Consider the following 14,672-nt stretch of genomic DNA (forward strand, 5'->3'; position numbering starts at 1 on the left):
AAGCGAATATATTTTTAATGTTAATAGGAAAATTAGATGATAAGTTGCACGAGATGAATAGGGATTAACCTATTAAAAAAAGTTTTTAAATTAATAAAAATGATAAATTAGATTTATGGTATTAGCCGTTTATAATCCATAATTAATGAAAGAATTTACCCAGTCCAGTGGAGCAAATCGACATGGCAGGCGAAACCCAACAAGCAAAAACATTGTATGACAAATTATGGGATGACCATCTAGTAAAACAACGAGATGATGGCTCCAGCTTACTGTATATCGACCGTCATTTATTGCATGAAGTGACTTCTCCACAAGCCTTTGAAGGCTTGCAATTGGCGGGTCGTAAGCCTTGGCGTTTAAGTGCCAATGTAGCAACACCAGACCATAACGTACCAACCTCTAAAAAAGAGCGCGCTGAAGGTATTTCGGGTATTGAAGATGATACTTCACGTATCCAAGTGCAAACTTTAGATGACAACTGTAAAACCTTTGATGTGGTGCAGTTTGATATTAATGATGTGCGTCAAGGGATTGCGCATGTAGTTGGACCTGAGCAAGGTTTAACTTTGCCAGGTATGACAGTGGTGTGTGGTGACTCACATACAGCAACCCATGGTGCATTTGGCTGTTTGGCACATGGTATTGGGACATCGGAAGTTGAGCATGTCTTAGCAACCCAATGCTTAGTGCAAAAGAAAATGAAAAACATGTTGGTACGTGTTGACGGAAAATTGGGTCAAGGCGTTACACCAAAAGATGTGGTATTAGCCATCATTGGCAAGATTGGTACTGCTGGCGGTACCGGTCATGCGATTGAATTTGGTGGTCAAGTGTTCCGCGATATGTCGATCGAAGGCCGTATGACAGTTTGTAACATGGCCATTGAAGGCGGTGCCCGTGTGGGTATGGTCGCTGTCGATGAAAAAACCATTGAATATGTAAAAGATCGTCCATATGCGCCAAAAGGTGAGCAATGGGATCAAGCTGTAGCATACTGGAATACCTTGCATTCTGATGAAGGCGCGCACTTTGATACCGTAGTTGTGCTTCAAGGTGAAGAGATTGAGCCACAAGTGTCTTGGGGTACTTCACCTGAAATGGTCATTCCTGTGACTCAAGCGGTACCAACTTTAGAACAAGCCAAAGATGATGTACAGCGTAATGACTGGACCCGTGCTTACCAATATATGGGCTTAACCGCAGGTCAGGCTTTGGCTGATATTCAATTAGACCGCGTGTTTATTGGTTCGTGTACCAACTCACGTATTGAAGATATCCGTGCGGCGGCTGAAGTTGCCAAAGGCAAAAAAGTGGCGCCAAGCATTAAACAAGCGATGGTGGTACCAGGTTCTGGTTTAGTCAAAGCACAGGCAGAAGCGGAAGGCTTAGACAAAATCTTAATCGAAGCAGGTTTTGAATGGCGTGAGCCGGGTTGCTCAATGTGTTTAGCGATGAATGCAGACAAATTACAGCCGGGCGAACATTGTGCATCGACTTCAAACCGTAACTTTGAAGGTCGTCAAGGTAATGGTGGTCGTACCCACTTGGTGAGCCCAGCAATGGCAGCAGCAGCAGCGATTGCAGGTCACTTTGTTGATGTACGTTCATTCTAATAGGAGCAAACAACATGAAAAAATATACCGTTGAACAAGGTATCGTTGCACCATTAGACCGTGCCAATGTCGATACAGATTTAATTATTCCAAAACAGTTTTTAAAATCAATTAAGCGTACTGGTTTTGGTGCTAACCTTTTTGATGAACTTCGTTATTTGGATGAAGGTTATTTAGGTCAAGACAACTCAAAACGCCCGATTAACCCAGACTTTGAATTAAACAAAGCGCGTTATCAAGGTGCATCAATCTTGATTTCACGTGCCAATTTTGGTTGTGGTTCGAGCCGTGAGCATGCGCCGTGGGCATTGGAAGAATACGGTTTCCGTACTGTGATTGCACCAAGTTATGCGGACATTTTCTTTAATAACAGCTTTAAAAATGGCATGTTACCTGTGATCTTGTCTGAAGAGATTGTGGATCAGTTATTTAAAGAATGCTTTGCAAATGAAGGTTATCAGTTAACCATCGATTTAGAAGCACAAGAAGTGCGTACACCGAGTGGAGAAAGCTTTAGATTTGAAGTCGATCCATTCCGTAAGCACTGCTTATTAAACGGTTTAGATGATATTGGTTTAACTTTACAAGCAAGCGATGACATTCGTGCTTATGAAGAAAAAACCAAAGCAGCACGTCCTTGGGTATTTAACGAAATTCGTGGCTAAAGCCATAGCTTCGATTGTGAAGTCTTGCTAACATTTTGTTCAAATTTCATTGGCATTCGGTAGCAAGATGAAAAAAACATGCTTTAGCGGTTTGGTACTGAGCGCAATCATGCTACTCAGTGCCTGCCAATTGGTCGATACTGCACAAATTAAACATGTGCCTGAAACAAAAGCGACGCAAAACAATGCGTTAATTTATTGTACAGGCACCAGTAATTGTGAATTTGAACGTTTTAATGCGATTCAAATTGTGGATAGCGATAAACATAAAGTTTATCGTGAAGCCATACAGGCAAAAATTTTGCGTTTGCAACAAAGCCATTTAGGTAAAAACAACGCTTTATATTTGTCAGTACCAGCAGGTTCGCATGAATTGGTGTTACGTTTCTATCCAGTGTCTAAAGACCGAGCAGAAAAGTTGCATTTAATTCATAGATTTAAGGCCAAAACGTCTTATACCTTGCAGATGTATCGTAAACGGAATACCACACGGAGTACCAGTTTACTCAAAGCCTCGGTTCCTGACCCTTTGTGTGTTGATTTAAAGCAAGAGCAAAAGACCATTCGTCGTTTTTGCAAACCCTATGATGCTATAACTAGCGTGGGTGAGTTTGTAGAACAAAAACTTTAATTGGACTAAATTTTTTAGTCATGTATCAATGGAATATCTCATGTCAAAACATATTTTGATTTTAGCTGGTGACGGCATTGGCCCTGAAATTGTAAAAGCTGCTGAACAGGTCTTAACGTCTGTGAATGACAAATTCAATCTGGGTTTGACGTGGGAACAAGGTTTATTAGGCGGTGCCGCGATTGATGCGCACGGTGCACCATATCCAGACGTGACTTCTGAACAAGCCAAACGTGCAGATGCAATTTTACTTGGTGCAGTAGGCGGTCCACAATGGGATACCATTGAACGCTCAATCCGTCCTGAACGTGGTTTATTAAAATTACGTTCTGAGTTAAATCTATTCGCGAATTTACGTCCTGCAATCTTGTATCCGCAGTTGGCGGGTGCTTCAAGCTTAAAGCCTGAAATTGTAGCGGGTCTTGATATTTTAATTGTTCGTGAATTAACAGGTGGTATTTACTTCGGTCAACCACGCGGTATCCGTGAACTCGAAAACGGCGAAAAACAAGGCTTTAACACCGACGTTTATGCGGAATCTGAAATCAAACGTATTGCCAAAGTGGCCTTTGAAATGGCAAAACTTCGTGGCGGCAAAGTATGTTCAGTCGATAAAGCCAACGTGCTTGAAGTGACTGAGCTTTGGAAACAAACCGTAACTCAATTGCATGCTGAGCAATATCCAGAGATCAATTTGTCACATATGTATGTCGACAACGCAGCAATGCAGTTGGTACGTGCGCCAAAACAATTTGACGTATTGGTGACAGGTAACTTATTTGGCGATATCTTATCTGATGAAGCTGCCATGTTGACAGGCTCTATTGGGATGTTGCCATCTGCATCTTTAGATGAAAATGGTAAAGGTATGTATGAACCTTGCCATGGTTCAGCACCAGATATCGCAGGTCAAAACATTGCCAATCCACTGGCAACAATTTTATCTGTTGCTATGATGCTACGTTATACTTTCCGTGAAGAAGCGGCAGCCAAAGCTATTGAAGATGCGGTAGGCAACGTATTGGATCAAGGTTTACGTACAGCGGATATTATGTCTGAAGGCATGAATAAAGTCGGTACGATCGAGATGGGTCAAGCTGTAGTGGCTGCATTAAACTAATTTGCATCAAACGTGCTTTAAAAACGCAGCTTAAGGCTGCGTTTTTTTATGCTGCAAAAGCGCTACAGAACTAGGCTGCATTTCCTTTTAAAGTAAATCAATGCAGCTACAAGGAGTGGCACCATGCAAGCACTAGGGTTGGGTTTAATATTATTGGCAATCAGCAGTTTAAGCTTTGCAAATAACTGTGAAAATCCACGTAATACCTATGATGATGTCTATTGCACCAATAAAGTTTTTCATGATGCAGATGCAGAACTCAACAAAAGTTATGCAGAACTGAGAAAACATCTCACACCAGCGCAAAAAGTCAGTTTAAGAACAGCGCAACTGGCCTGGATTAAACAACGCGATGCAACCTGTTCGAGTGAAGAACACAGACAGGTCTTTGTACAATGTAATTTAGATGAAACCACCACGCGCAATGCATGGTTACGTGAGCGGATTCGTGAATGTAAAACCATTGGTTGCCAAACTAAACAGCTTCGCTAGAGCATAAAAAAAGCCACTTAAAACAGTGGCTTTTTTGCTTACACTAAAACTTAGCGTGCACGGTACGTGATACGACCCTTAGTCAAATCATAAGGTGTCATTTCAACTTTTACACTGTCGCCAGTCAAAATGCGGATATAGTGTTTACGCATTTTACCAGAAATGTGAGCAATCACTTCGTGACCGTTCTCTAAACGTACACGGAACATAGTATTAGGAAGCGTCTCGGTGACAACGCCTTCGAACTCGATGAGTTCCTCTTTATTGGCCATAGCCTACCTGAATGAATAAATTGGAAAGGTGCAAATTATAGTCAATTTTTTTCTCAAATACAAGGCAGCAAGGCGGCACTGGTCGCCTAGGTGAGAGTAAAATAAGCGAATGCACAGTATACAGATTGTGCTTAAAATCAAATGCACAGTAGTTGTGAGTTGTGACAATCAAAGTTAAGCTCAATCTTATGGTTTTATGGCAATACAAGGAAGGTCTAGGCGTGGCTCAGCTAACGGATGCATCAGTGATATTACGCTTGGGCTATCAAGCACTACGCCGTGCGGGATTACCAACAGAGAAGATTCTTGGCAAAGCGGGTGTGGCACTCAATCAAATACAAACCAATAAACGTACCCCTTTAAGTGCACAACATGCCTTTTGGAGTGCGGCAGAAGAGGTTTCAGGGGATTGCGATATTGGCTTACATTTAGGTGAACATTTGCCTTTATATCGTGGTCAGGTGATCGAGCATTTATTTTTAAGTAGTGAAAATTTTGGCGAAGGTTTAAAACGTGCTTTGGCTTATCAGCGTCTGATCAGTGATGCCTTTCATGCGGTATTGGTCATTGAAGAGGGACGTTGTTATTTAAGTAACGGCACGCGTGGCAAAGCAGATAATTTTGTCAATCGACACTTTACCGAGTGTGCTATGGCTGGCGTGATTCGCTTTTTTAAGTTTATGACTGAAGGACGTTTTGAGCCCTTATATATTGATTTTAATTTTGAGCAAGGTGCAGCGGATGAAGAATATTTACGGGTTTATGGCTGTCCAGTCAGTTTAGAGCAAAAAGAAACGCGTTTATATTTTGATGCTGGTGTGTTGGATTATCCTTTATGGCAAGCTGAACCTGAACTGCTACAGTTGCATGAACAATTGGCCTTAGAGAAGCTACAAGAGCTGGCGCGTTATGATTTAGTGGGTGAGGTGCGCCGTGCCATTGGTGCGACCTTAGAGAGCGGAGAAACCACCTTAGAAACCGTGGCTGCTCAGCTTAAAATTACGCCACGGCGCTTACGTACCCAGCTCAGTGATGCAGATACTAGTTTTCAGCAAATCTTATCAGATTATCGGTGTCGCTTAGCCAAGCGTTTATTGGCAGGTACCAATGAAAGTATTGAAAAGATTGTATATCTCACGGGTTTTTCTGAACCGAGCACGTTTTATCGGGCTTTTAAACGCTGGAGTGATGAGACGCCGGTGGAATATCGTAAACGTAAGCAGCGTTAGAATCCCTCCTTAGCTCTCTTTACAAAAGGGAGGTTAAGCGAAGAGAAGCACTACTTCGCAAGAGGAGGGACTATTTAATAATTTATTCAGGCATATTGAGCCAATGCGGGCCAAGTGGCATTTTCGGCAGTTCAAACTCACTTGGATAATCGGCGTGAATAAAGTACAGGCCATCTGGGGGGGCGGTAATGCCTGCTGCAGAACGGTCTTCGGCGGCAAAGATGGTATCAATATGATCTACCTCATACATGCCTTGGCCAATTTCCAATAAACAGCCCATGATATTACGTACCATATGGTGTAAAAAGCCATCGGCTTGAATATCTAAAACTAAGTAGCAACCATGCTGAATGAGGCGGCAATGGCTGACATGGCGTACAGGTTGATTAGACTGACAAGCAGCTGCGCGGAAACTTTCAAAGTTATGCGTACCTTCAAACTTTTGCGCTGCCTGCATCATTTTGGTGACATTGAGTGGCTGATAAACATGCGTAACTTGCTTATACAATAAGGCAGGGCGCATAGGGTTGTTATATACCACATAGCGATAGCGACGAGCCTTGGCTTTAAAGCGCGCGTGGAAGCTATCATCCATCTCTTTAATCCATTGGATCGAGATGTCTTTGGGTAACTGGCTATTGGCACCCATGAGCCAACCACGCACAGGGCGGATGGCATGGGTATCAAAATGTGCCACCATATTGGTGGCATGTACTCCGGCATCCGTACGACCTGCGCCATGTAATATAATCGGCTCATTGGCGATTTTGCTTAACACTTGCTCAATGGTTTCTTGCAGACTGATCACACCTGCTTGCTGGGTTTGCCAGCCGCGATACTGCATCCCACAAAATTCAATACCAATGGCAAAACGTTGCATAGTGACCTCAAGAATTTAATTGTTCATGCCAATGAGCACGGCGCTCATCCACGGTCGGGTATTGTAAATAGATTTTAAAGGCTTTTGCATAAAGATCTGCATGGCTGGCACAATCACTGCTTAAAATCTTGGCATGCTGTAACCATGCTGAAACCGCATAACGTTGATCTAGACCACCAAACGGCACTTGGCTGGTGAGTAGGGTTAAGCAACCTGCTGCATAGAGATCATTGAATAGCTCTAGCATGAGGCTATCGGCATGTAAATTGCCAATTCCAAAGCCTTGTAAAATTAAGATATCGGGTGGGTCTTGGCAGAGCTGCTGTAACTGTTTGATATGCTGTTTTAGGCTGAGTGGTTGCCACATTAAATTGAGGCAGCGGAAATCATCAGCACGTTGTAAGTCACGTTCACTGACCTGATAGTGCTGCGCATGGGAGTCAAAGGCTTCATTGGCTGCTAAACCTGCAAAGGCATCAAGCTCAATACTGTGCTGTTTGAGTACAGTTTGTGCATGGAACAGTTGATGATGAAATGCCACATAAACGCCACTTAGATATTTGAGTACCGCATACAAAGCATTGTTTAAATTATCGAGAGCATCTGTAAATTGGCGCAGATCATTGCCTTGCACATTTAACAGCGGATATTGACTGCCTGTGACCACCACGTGCGCTGATTGACCCAAAAAGCGCGCCAGTAATGCTGCCGCATAGCTTAGGGTGTCTGTGCCATGCAGAATGACAAAGTGTTGATAGTTTTGCTGCTGCAACGTTTGAATTTGTTGGATTAGCGCTAACCAATCACGCGGAGTACAGGCACTACTGTCTTTAATGCAAGGTGCAATAAAACACTCAATGGCTAATTCTTTAGATAAAATTTTTTCAAGCTCAGGAATAAATTGAGCTGCAGGCATTGGGCTTAAGGGTTCGCCTACACAACCAAAAGTACCGCCCATATAAATTAACGCGATTTTTTTCATATAAAATAAAAAAGCAGCCAAGGATGACTGCTTTATCTTAGAGCGAAATGCCAGCTTTAGGCGATTTTATTTCGTAACGCTGTGGCTATTTGGCGTTGTTGTGCATTGTAATTGGCTTCTTGCTCGGCTAACAGGCTTTGTGCATGTTGGTAAGAGCCAACACGAATATACTCAGCCGCTAGACGTAAGTTTAAGTCTGCCTCGTCAATTTGACCGAGTGCTGGGAATAATTGCAACAGCGGATCATTGGCTTCGACTGTAGGCTGAGTAGGTGACTTATCTGCGCTTGTAGTAGCAGCTGGTGCTTCAATCTTAAACTCGAAATCTTGCGGGTTAAGTTTGCGATCAGCTGCTGCTTGAGGTTGTGTAGATGCCTGAGGCGTTGGCACAGGATCAAGACTAACTTCTAGCTTAGGTTTTGCTGTAGCTGGTTGATCAAGATTAAATTCCAGCTCTGTTTTTGCAGGTGCTTTAGCAACAGCGGCATCGGCTAGATTAAAATTGCTTGGTTGACTACTAGGCGCGGATGCTGAATCTAAATTAAATTCTAATTCAGAAGTTTGAGCTGCTTTATTTGGACTAAAGCTAAACTCAAGGCTATTGTCGGCAGGAGGCGCTTGCACTTGAGCTGCGGGTGCTGCGGCAGTTTGATCTAAATTAAAAGCAAAATCTAGAGATTTTTCTTCAGTTTTGCTTTCAGTCGCCGCAGCTGGAGCAGGGCTAAATTCTAAAGGCTGCGCAGGTTGTGCTACTTTTTGTGGCTGACTAAAACTAAACTCAAGTGCTTGGGGTTCTTGAGGCTGAGCTTGAACTGCAACAGGTGCTTTGACTTCAGCATCTGACGTCCGCGGTTCTGGCTGTGTAAACTCAAGTGGCGCTTGAGATTTAGCCGTAGTGACTTGCTCTTGTAATTGATCAAAAGAGACTGAATTTTGTGCAAATTGCGCTGCTTGTGCTTCTGCTTTGGCCTTGGCTTGTTGGGCTAATTTTTGTTCATGTGCTTCACGTTGCGCTTGTGCTTGGGCCAAAACATCATCGAGCTGTAAAGAACGTAAATGTGTGAACAGCTGATTAATCGCGAACTCATCATTTTGCAGTAAATGCAAATCTAGCAACATCAAATACAGCTCATGCTGACCATTATCACGATTTAATGCTTGGTTAATTTGTGCTTCAGCAGCAAAATAGTTGCCCTCACGTATTTGATTTTCAATATGGCGACGTAACTCAGGCGCTAAAGTTGAGCGTTCGTTGGCAACCAAAGTATTTTGCTTGGGTTGCGCCACATGATCTGTAATCTCTGCGCTAGTTACAGTTGCGGCTTTTGCTTTGCTTTTAGTCGAGGTTGTTTTTTTAACTGAATCAGCCTCTTTACTGGCTTCACGTTTTTTTAAAATCAGTGCAACAACCAATAGCAGAACAAATGGAAGCACGTATAACAGCATGTTAATTAACCCCTTGTGGAGAGCAGTCTAGGTCAGCTGAATCCACCAAAAAAATCGTTGTTGTAACACCTAAATTGGTCATTTTTTCTGTACTTGCTGCGCTTTGATTTGCTGTTGCAATTGCGCAAGACGAGTATTTAGTAGTTGAATTCTATGATCCTTTTGCTTAAGCGTCTGATCCAACTGTGTTACGTTTCTCTGTAATTTAACGCTTTTTTCGCGAGCTGTCATAACTTTTAATGCTAACTGCTCAGAGCTTTTAGTACTTTGTGTGCTTTTTTTGGCAGAACCTTGTACAGAATCAGATTGTTTCTGTGCAACTAGACTCATTTTGGCCTCAGTGAGACGATATTTGGCTTTGCCAGATTGCTGAGCGCTCACCCTAGGTAAATCCTGATAGGCAATTTTTTCTTGGCCAACAGGTGTTGATTCTAAGTTAAAACTAAGTAAGGCACCGCGACGTAATTTATTGGGATCGCCACCAATAAATGCCTGTGGATTATTGCGTTGAATATCCTGCATCACTTCAGCAGTTGAGCGCTGATATTGCTTGGCAATTTGGGTTGAAATTCCCCATAGAGATTCATTGCTTTGCACAATATGTTGCTGAGAGGGAGAAGACTGAATCGAACGGCTATGCGTTGTTTGGGCAGAGGTAGATTGTGGCGCATGAGCCAACTGCTTATTTTGCTGAGTTTGCAGGGGTGGCGGAGCGATTTTTTGGACTACCAATACAGTTTCACCTGCTGCAACTGTTGAAGCATCTGATGCTTTGGTAATGGCTGCGGCTTGAGCTGCTGTAGTAGGTGAGGTTGTAGTGACTGCTGTGCCTTGTATTAAAGGCGGTGTTGACGTGCTGAGTTGTAAGGGCTGCTCTTGACGGTTGACAGCAGGTGCAACAGCGCCATGTGGATCAGTAACAGGTAGGTTTAAGGCAATTTCTTCTTCACGTTGTACTTTAATCGGTACTAATTTTTTTTCTGCAGTGGTTGCTTGCTGGGTTTTTAAATCTGCTAAACGGGTTTGAATATGTTGTAAACGAGTGGAACCAGCATGTTGAATTTTAACCACCACATTAAGTTCGGTTTCAATCACAGGACGTGGAGAGGTGATGGTAATCACCCCAGTATCACTACTTGACTGGCGCACAAAGAAGCTTAAATGACCGGGGGGGTGATGATAAACACCTAAGTCATTTAAATCCTTAGCTGTGGCTAGACCCACATGTAAGGGATGATTGGGGTTGGCATGTTCAAAGGCAATTTCAGCATACAATAACTCGCCGGGTGCGGATTGCACCTCAATTGGCATCAAATTTAAGGCATAAATGTGCTGTGAAATTAAGCAACTAAAGACAGTTAATTTAAATTTATTATAAAAATTCATTTTATATAGTTCGTCGTTCTCTAAAAGCTTGGCAGGTAATAAAAAGAGCTGTAACTAGTTTACTCAATAAAACCAAACAGTCATAGACAAGACACAAAAAAGCCGGTCTATGTGACCGGCTCGTTTTGACTTAAACTCAATTAAGCATTTTTATAATCAATTAAGATACGTAACATACGGCGTAAAGGCTCAGCAGCACCCCAAAGCAGTTGGTCACCTACAGTAAATGCGCCAAGATATTCTTTGCCCATATTCATTTTACGTAGACGACCGACTGGTACAGTTAAAGTACCGGTTACCGCAACAGGCGTTAGATCCGTCATAGACGCTTCACGCGTGTTTGGTACGACTTTTGCCCATTGGCTAGACTGACGAATCATATCTTCGATTTCGTTTAATGGTACGTCTTTTTTCAGTTTTAAGGTGATTGCTTGCGAGTGACAACGCATCGCACCAATACGTACACAGTGGCCATCAATTGGTACGATTTGCTGGTTACCTAGGATCTTATTGGTTTCAACTTGACCTTTCCATTCTTCTTTTGACTGACCGCTCTCTAATTGCTTGTCAATATACGGAATTAAAGAACCCGCTAAAGGCACGCCAAAGTTTGCTGATGGGAACTCTTCGCCACGTTGAAGCGCAGCAATTTTAGAGTCAATGTCTAAAATTGGAGAACGCGGATCATCTAACAAATCTTTAGTATTGTTATATAAATAACCCATACCTGTGATTAACTCACGCATGTTTTGCGCGCCAGCACCAGAAGCGGCTTGGTATGTCATAGAGGTTGCCCATTCCACCAAATTGTTTTGGAATAGTGAACCTAAGCCCATCAGCATTAAAGAAACGGTACAGTTACCGCCCACGAAAGTTTTTGTGCCTTTTACTAAGCCGTCTTTAATGACATTCATGTTGACTGGATCAAGTACGATGATCGCTTCGTCATCCATACGTAAGGTAGATGCGGCATCAATCCAATAACCATTCCAACCTGTTGCTTTTAACTTGGCAAAAACAGCTGTGGTATAGTCACCACCTTGACAGGTAATAATGACATCCATTTGCTTCAGACTTTCAATGTCTGTTGCATCCATAAGTGCTGGGGCAGTTTTACCGCCAAACGCAGGCGCTTCACCACCTGCATTACTGGTAGAGAAATAAAACGGTTCGAAATGAGCGAAATCGTTTTCTTCAACCATACGTTGCATAAGGACGGAACCAACCATCCCGCGCCAACCGACCAGACCTACTTTCATGTCACTTTGCCTCGGTGCGTAAAAAAATAAAAAGGGATTCGAGTGTATCAAAAGGCTGTTGAACTGCAAGCCTTAGATCAGCAAAACAGCAACAATATTGTCCAATATATCTTGTTTATGTTAGATGCAAAATTGATATAAATTTATAAGTGGCTAAAAAATTAAGAATATCAAGAAGGAGAGGGGTAGATGCTGTGGATTGAAATTGTGGCAGGTTTGGTGATTTGGCTGAGCTTCTGGTCGTTGATCCCTCGTGATGAATGGTGGTTTCGTGGCGCTGACTTCCCGCGCTTACAAATTTTGTGTTTAGGCTTCGTGGCTTTTTTGGCCTTGCTATTTTGGTCGGGCGAGTGGGATACACGTCGTTATGTATTTTTGACCCTGTTAATTGCAGCGCTCGCTTACCAACTCAAAATGGTTTTACCATATACCTTTATCTGGAAAAAACAGGTAGCCAGTGTGCGACCTGAACAACTTGATCCTGATAAACAGATTTCGTTATTGGTATCAAATGTATTAACACCCAATAAAAAATACTATCTCTTGATTGCAGAAATTGAGAAATATCAACCTGATATTGTTCTTACTTTAGAAACTGATCAGACTTGGCAAAATGAGTTGGCATGCATCGAAAAAACCTATCCTTACCGTGTGCCTGTGCCTTTAGACAACTTATATGGTATGCATCTGTATAGTAAGTTGCCGCTCAAAGACACCGAAGTGAAATTTATCTTAAGTGATGAGATTCCTTCCATTCATACCACCGTCACCTTACGTTCAGGTCATGAGGTACAGCTCTATTGCTTACATCCTAAACCGCCAAGCCCTACTGAAGCCAAAGACTCAACTTTACGTGATGCTGAATTGCTGATTGTGGGTGATCAAATTAAAGATCTTGATGAAAGCTGCATTGTGATGGGTGATTTAAATGACGTGGCTTGGTCGCGAACGACGCGACTGTTTCAACGCATTAGTGGCCTGCTTGATCCACGGGTGGGGCGTAAATATGTCAATACTTTCCATGCCAATTATCCTTTGCTACGCTGGTCGCTGGATCATATTTTTCACAGCACTGACTTTGCCTTAGTGGATATGCAACGGCTGCCACATATGGGTTCAGACCATTTTCCAGTATTTGTGGTGCTACAAACAGGGCGCGTCTTTGAGCAAATTCAAGAAGAGCTTGAACAAACCGATGCTGATGAAGAGGAGGCACAACAAGCCATCCAAGAGGGCATTGCTAAGGCGGAACGAGAGGAAAAAATAGTGACTGATGATATGGCAAAAGACTATAAAGATGGGACAAAAACCCCTTAAGCTGTTATGTGATGGTGTAAGCATTTACGTACATAAAATGAGGTATGTTGCCAATTGGCAGCTAGACCTGATTAGCTTAATCTAGCTTTAACAGCAGATGGAATCGGGAATGGAATATCCCACTCAGGACGAAAATAGCTGTAGGAATCAAGCATCACGGATTTGATGTTGGCAAGGAAAACCACAGAACAAAAAACAACAATAATATTGCAAGCACAACCTTATAAGACCCGAGTTTTACAGGATGTAGAACTCGGGTTTTGACTTATTTGCTGTGTATAACTTGGTTATACAAGGCTAAAGTCTGATTACACATCTCATCTAAACTAAATCTATTTACAGGCGCTACAACTTGCGGTTGTTGAATATGTTGCTTGAGCTTTGCTAATAAAGTCGCTTGATCATCGACTGCAACTAAACCTTGCGGATAAAGCTGAGATAAAATTTCTGCGACGCCGCCGCGTTGCCAACCAATCACAGGTGTGCCCACTGACAATGCTTCTAATACGGTACGGCCAAAGGTTTCTGCTTGATTAGACAAGGATAAAGTCAGGTCAGAAAAGGCCAACCATTCGCGAATATCTGAACGATGACCGACAAAGGTAATGTGCTTGCTTAAACCTTGCGCCTGAATATTGCTTTTTAGCTCGTCTAAATACGCCGCTTTTTTCGGGTCTGCGCCACCGACCACCACAGCATGTGCTTGTGGAAACTCCGCTTTAATCTGCTGCATGAGGGTAATCAAAGTTTCATGACCTTTGAGGCGGGTAATACGACCGGGTAAACAAATCAAAAATTTATCTTTTAGCTCAGGAAATTCCTGCCAAGTTTTTGCTTGCCAATCTGCTGAGGGCTGATAACCATGTGGAAATGCTGTTGGGTCAATGCCACGGTAAATCCGTACAATATCTTGTGGTGGGCAGTTTTTATAATTTTGGGTGATGTAATCCATCACGCTATCCGATACCGCAATGACTTTTTCTGCTTGAGTCATAATTTGGCTATAACGGTTAATGGAGTAAAAACCATGTACTGTCGAAATTAAATGTGGACGCTTGTCTTTAGAGATACCTTTTAACGCAAAATGGGTCAGCCAAGCGGGGACGCGCGAACGCACATGTACAATATCGGGTTGCTCTTGCTCGATCAAATCACGCAGCGGACCAATCTGCCATAAGCTCGATAAGGCTTTTTTATGAATGGCAAGGGTACAATGTTTAGAGCCTTGTGCTTCTAATTCAACGACTAAACGGCCACCGTTAGACACCACTACAGATTCATGACCCGCTTGCACTAAAGCATGCGCGATTTCTAGAGTACCGCGTTCTACACCGCCACTATTAAGTTCGGGCAATAACTGCATGACTTTCATATCAAA

Annotated in this window: 14 protein-coding genes; 7 read left to right on the plus strand and 7 right to left on the minus strand. The window is 42.7% G+C overall.

The window, feature by feature from the left end:
- Positions 1-182 precede the first annotated feature (182 nt).
- The 5 genes from leuC to AC5YCD_RS09350 all read left to right on the plus strand — a co-directional run bounded on the left by leuC (position 183) and on the right by AC5YCD_RS09350 (position 4,524).
- On the plus strand, positions 183-1,616 hold the full coding sequence (gene leuC / locus AC5YCD_RS09330) for a 3-isopropylmalate dehydratase large subunit (protein WP_496129782.1): 1,434 nt from the start codon (positions 183-185) through the stop codon (positions 1,614-1,616).
- Between the two features lie 14 nt (positions 1,617-1,630).
- Positions 1,631-2,281 carry a 3-isopropylmalate dehydratase small subunit gene (gene leuD / locus AC5YCD_RS09335; RefSeq protein WP_496129783.1) on the plus strand — a complete coding sequence of 217 codons (651 nt, stop codon included), beginning with the start codon at positions 1,631-1,633 and terminating at the stop codon, positions 2,279-2,281.
- Positions 2,282-2,348: 67 nt separating this feature from the next.
- Positions 2,349-2,912: a hypothetical protein gene (locus AC5YCD_RS09340; protein WP_496129784.1), complete on the plus strand. Its 564-nt coding sequence runs from the start codon at positions 2,349-2,351 to the stop codon at positions 2,910-2,912.
- A gap of 40 nt (positions 2,913-2,952) precedes the next feature.
- The gene (gene leuB / locus AC5YCD_RS09345) at positions 2,953-4,032 is read left to right on the plus strand and encodes a 3-isopropylmalate dehydrogenase (protein WP_496129785.1); all 1,080 of its coding nucleotides are present in this window, start codon (positions 2,953-2,955) and stop codon (positions 4,030-4,032) included.
- Positions 4,033-4,155: 123 nt separating this feature from the next.
- Positions 4,156-4,524, plus strand: coding sequence for a lysozyme inhibitor LprI family protein (locus tag AC5YCD_RS09350; protein ID WP_496129786.1), 369 nt, complete (start codon positions 4,156-4,158; stop codon positions 4,522-4,524).
- Between the two features lie 50 nt (positions 4,525-4,574).
- Here AC5YCD_RS09350 and infA read toward each other — a convergent pair whose 3' ends face one another.
- Complete coding sequence (gene infA / locus AC5YCD_RS09355) at positions 4,575-4,796, minus strand: translation initiation factor IF-1 (RefSeq protein ID WP_001284370.1); 222 nt, start codon at positions 4,794-4,796, stop codon at positions 4,575-4,577.
- Positions 4,797-5,017: 221 nt separating this feature from the next.
- Here infA and AC5YCD_RS09360 point away from each other — a divergent pair, with 221 nt between their 5' ends.
- A complete protein-coding gene (locus AC5YCD_RS09360) occupies positions 5,018-6,025 on the plus strand; it encodes an AraC family transcriptional regulator (RefSeq protein WP_496129838.1) in 1,008 nt (335 codons plus the stop codon).
- A gap of 82 nt (positions 6,026-6,107) precedes the next feature.
- Here AC5YCD_RS09360 and truA read toward each other — a convergent pair whose 3' ends face one another.
- The 5 genes from truA to asd form a co-directional block, all read right to left on the minus strand.
- On the minus strand, positions 6,108-6,905 hold the full coding sequence (gene truA / locus AC5YCD_RS09365) for a tRNA pseudouridine(38-40) synthase TruA (protein WP_496129787.1): 798 nt from the start codon (positions 6,903-6,905) through the stop codon (positions 6,108-6,110).
- A 7-nt stretch (positions 6,906-6,912) separates the two neighbouring features.
- Complete coding sequence (locus AC5YCD_RS09370; RefSeq protein WP_496129788.1) at positions 6,913-7,887, minus strand: asparaginase; 975 nt, start codon at positions 7,885-7,887, stop codon at positions 6,913-6,915.
- A 56-nt stretch (positions 7,888-7,943) separates the two neighbouring features.
- Positions 7,944-9,332, minus strand: coding sequence for a T4P machinery localization factor FimV (gene fimV / locus AC5YCD_RS09375; RefSeq protein WP_496129789.1), 1,389 nt, complete (start codon positions 9,330-9,332; stop codon positions 7,944-7,946).
- A gap of 78 nt (positions 9,333-9,410) precedes the next feature.
- Positions 9,411-10,643, minus strand: a complete 1,233-nt coding sequence (locus AC5YCD_RS09380) for a type IV pilus assembly protein FimV (RefSeq protein WP_496129790.1) — start codon at positions 10,641-10,643, stop codon at positions 9,411-9,413.
- A gap of 215 nt (positions 10,644-10,858) precedes the next feature.
- Entirely contained in the window at positions 10,859-11,977 is a 1,119-nt protein-coding gene (gene asd, locus AC5YCD_RS09385) for an aspartate-semialdehyde dehydrogenase (protein WP_496129791.1), read from the minus strand.
- Between the two features lie 189 nt (positions 11,978-12,166).
- On the opposite strand from asd, the gene AC5YCD_RS09390 reads away from it, so the two are divergent.
- Positions 12,167-13,294, plus strand: a complete 1,128-nt coding sequence (locus AC5YCD_RS09390; RefSeq protein ID WP_496129792.1) for an endonuclease/exonuclease/phosphatase family protein — start codon at positions 12,167-12,169, stop codon at positions 13,292-13,294.
- 265 nt (positions 13,295-13,559) lie between these two features.
- On the opposite strand, the gene AC5YCD_RS09395 is transcribed toward AC5YCD_RS09390, so the two are convergent.
- The gene (locus tag AC5YCD_RS09395) at positions 13,560-14,666 is read right to left on the minus strand and encodes a glycosyltransferase family 4 protein (protein ID WP_496129793.1); all 1,107 of its coding nucleotides are present in this window, start codon (positions 14,664-14,666) and stop codon (positions 13,560-13,562) included.
- Positions 14,667-14,672: the final 6 nt, after the last annotated feature.

The sequence above is a fragment of the Acinetobacter sp. CY05 genome (assembly GCF_059515805.1).

Bases quoted from the DNA above. Each gene is read 5' to 3' on its own strand.
- infA (WP_001284370.1), bottom strand. From the start codon at position 4,796: ATGGCCAATAAAGAGGAACTCATCGAGTTCGAAGGCGTTGTCACCGAG.
- fimV (WP_496129789.1), bottom strand. From the start codon at position 9,332: ATGCTGTTATACGTGCTTCCATTTGTTCTGCTATTGGTTGTTGCACTG.
- AC5YCD_RS09340 (WP_496129784.1), top strand. From the start codon at position 2,349: ATGAAAAAAACATGCTTTAGCGGTTTGGTACTGAGCGCAATCATGCTA.
- AC5YCD_RS09390 (WP_496129792.1), top strand. From the start codon at position 12,167: ATGCTGTGGATTGAAATTGTGGCAGGTTTGGTGATTTGGCTGAGCTTC.
- asd (WP_496129791.1), bottom strand. From the start codon at position 11,977: ATGAAAGTAGGTCTGGTCGGTTGGCGCGGGATGGTTGGTTCCGTCCTT.
- AC5YCD_RS09395 (WP_496129793.1), bottom strand. From the start codon at position 14,666: ATGAAAGTCATGCAGTTATTGCCCGAACTTAATAGTGGCGGTGTAGAA.
- AC5YCD_RS09350 (WP_496129786.1), top strand. From the start codon at position 4,156: ATGCAAGCACTAGGGTTGGGTTTAATATTATTGGCAATCAGCAGTTTA.
- leuB (WP_496129785.1), top strand. From the start codon at position 2,953: ATGTCAAAACATATTTTGATTTTAGCTGGTGACGGCATTGGCCCTGAA.
- leuC (WP_496129782.1), top strand. From the start codon at position 183: ATGGCAGGCGAAACCCAACAAGCAAAAACATTGTATGACAAATTATGG.
- AC5YCD_RS09370 (WP_496129788.1), bottom strand. From the start codon at position 7,887: ATGAAAAAAATCGCGTTAATTTATATGGGCGGTACTTTTGGTTGTGTA.
- truA (WP_496129787.1), bottom strand. From the start codon at position 6,905: ATGCAACGTTTTGCCATTGGTATTGAATTTTGTGGGATGCAGTATCGC.
- AC5YCD_RS09380 (WP_496129790.1), bottom strand. From the start codon at position 10,643: ATGCCAATTGAGGTGCAATCCGCACCCGGCGAGTTATTGTATGCTGAA.
- leuD (WP_496129783.1), top strand. From the start codon at position 1,631: ATGAAAAAATATACCGTTGAACAAGGTATCGTTGCACCATTAGACCGT.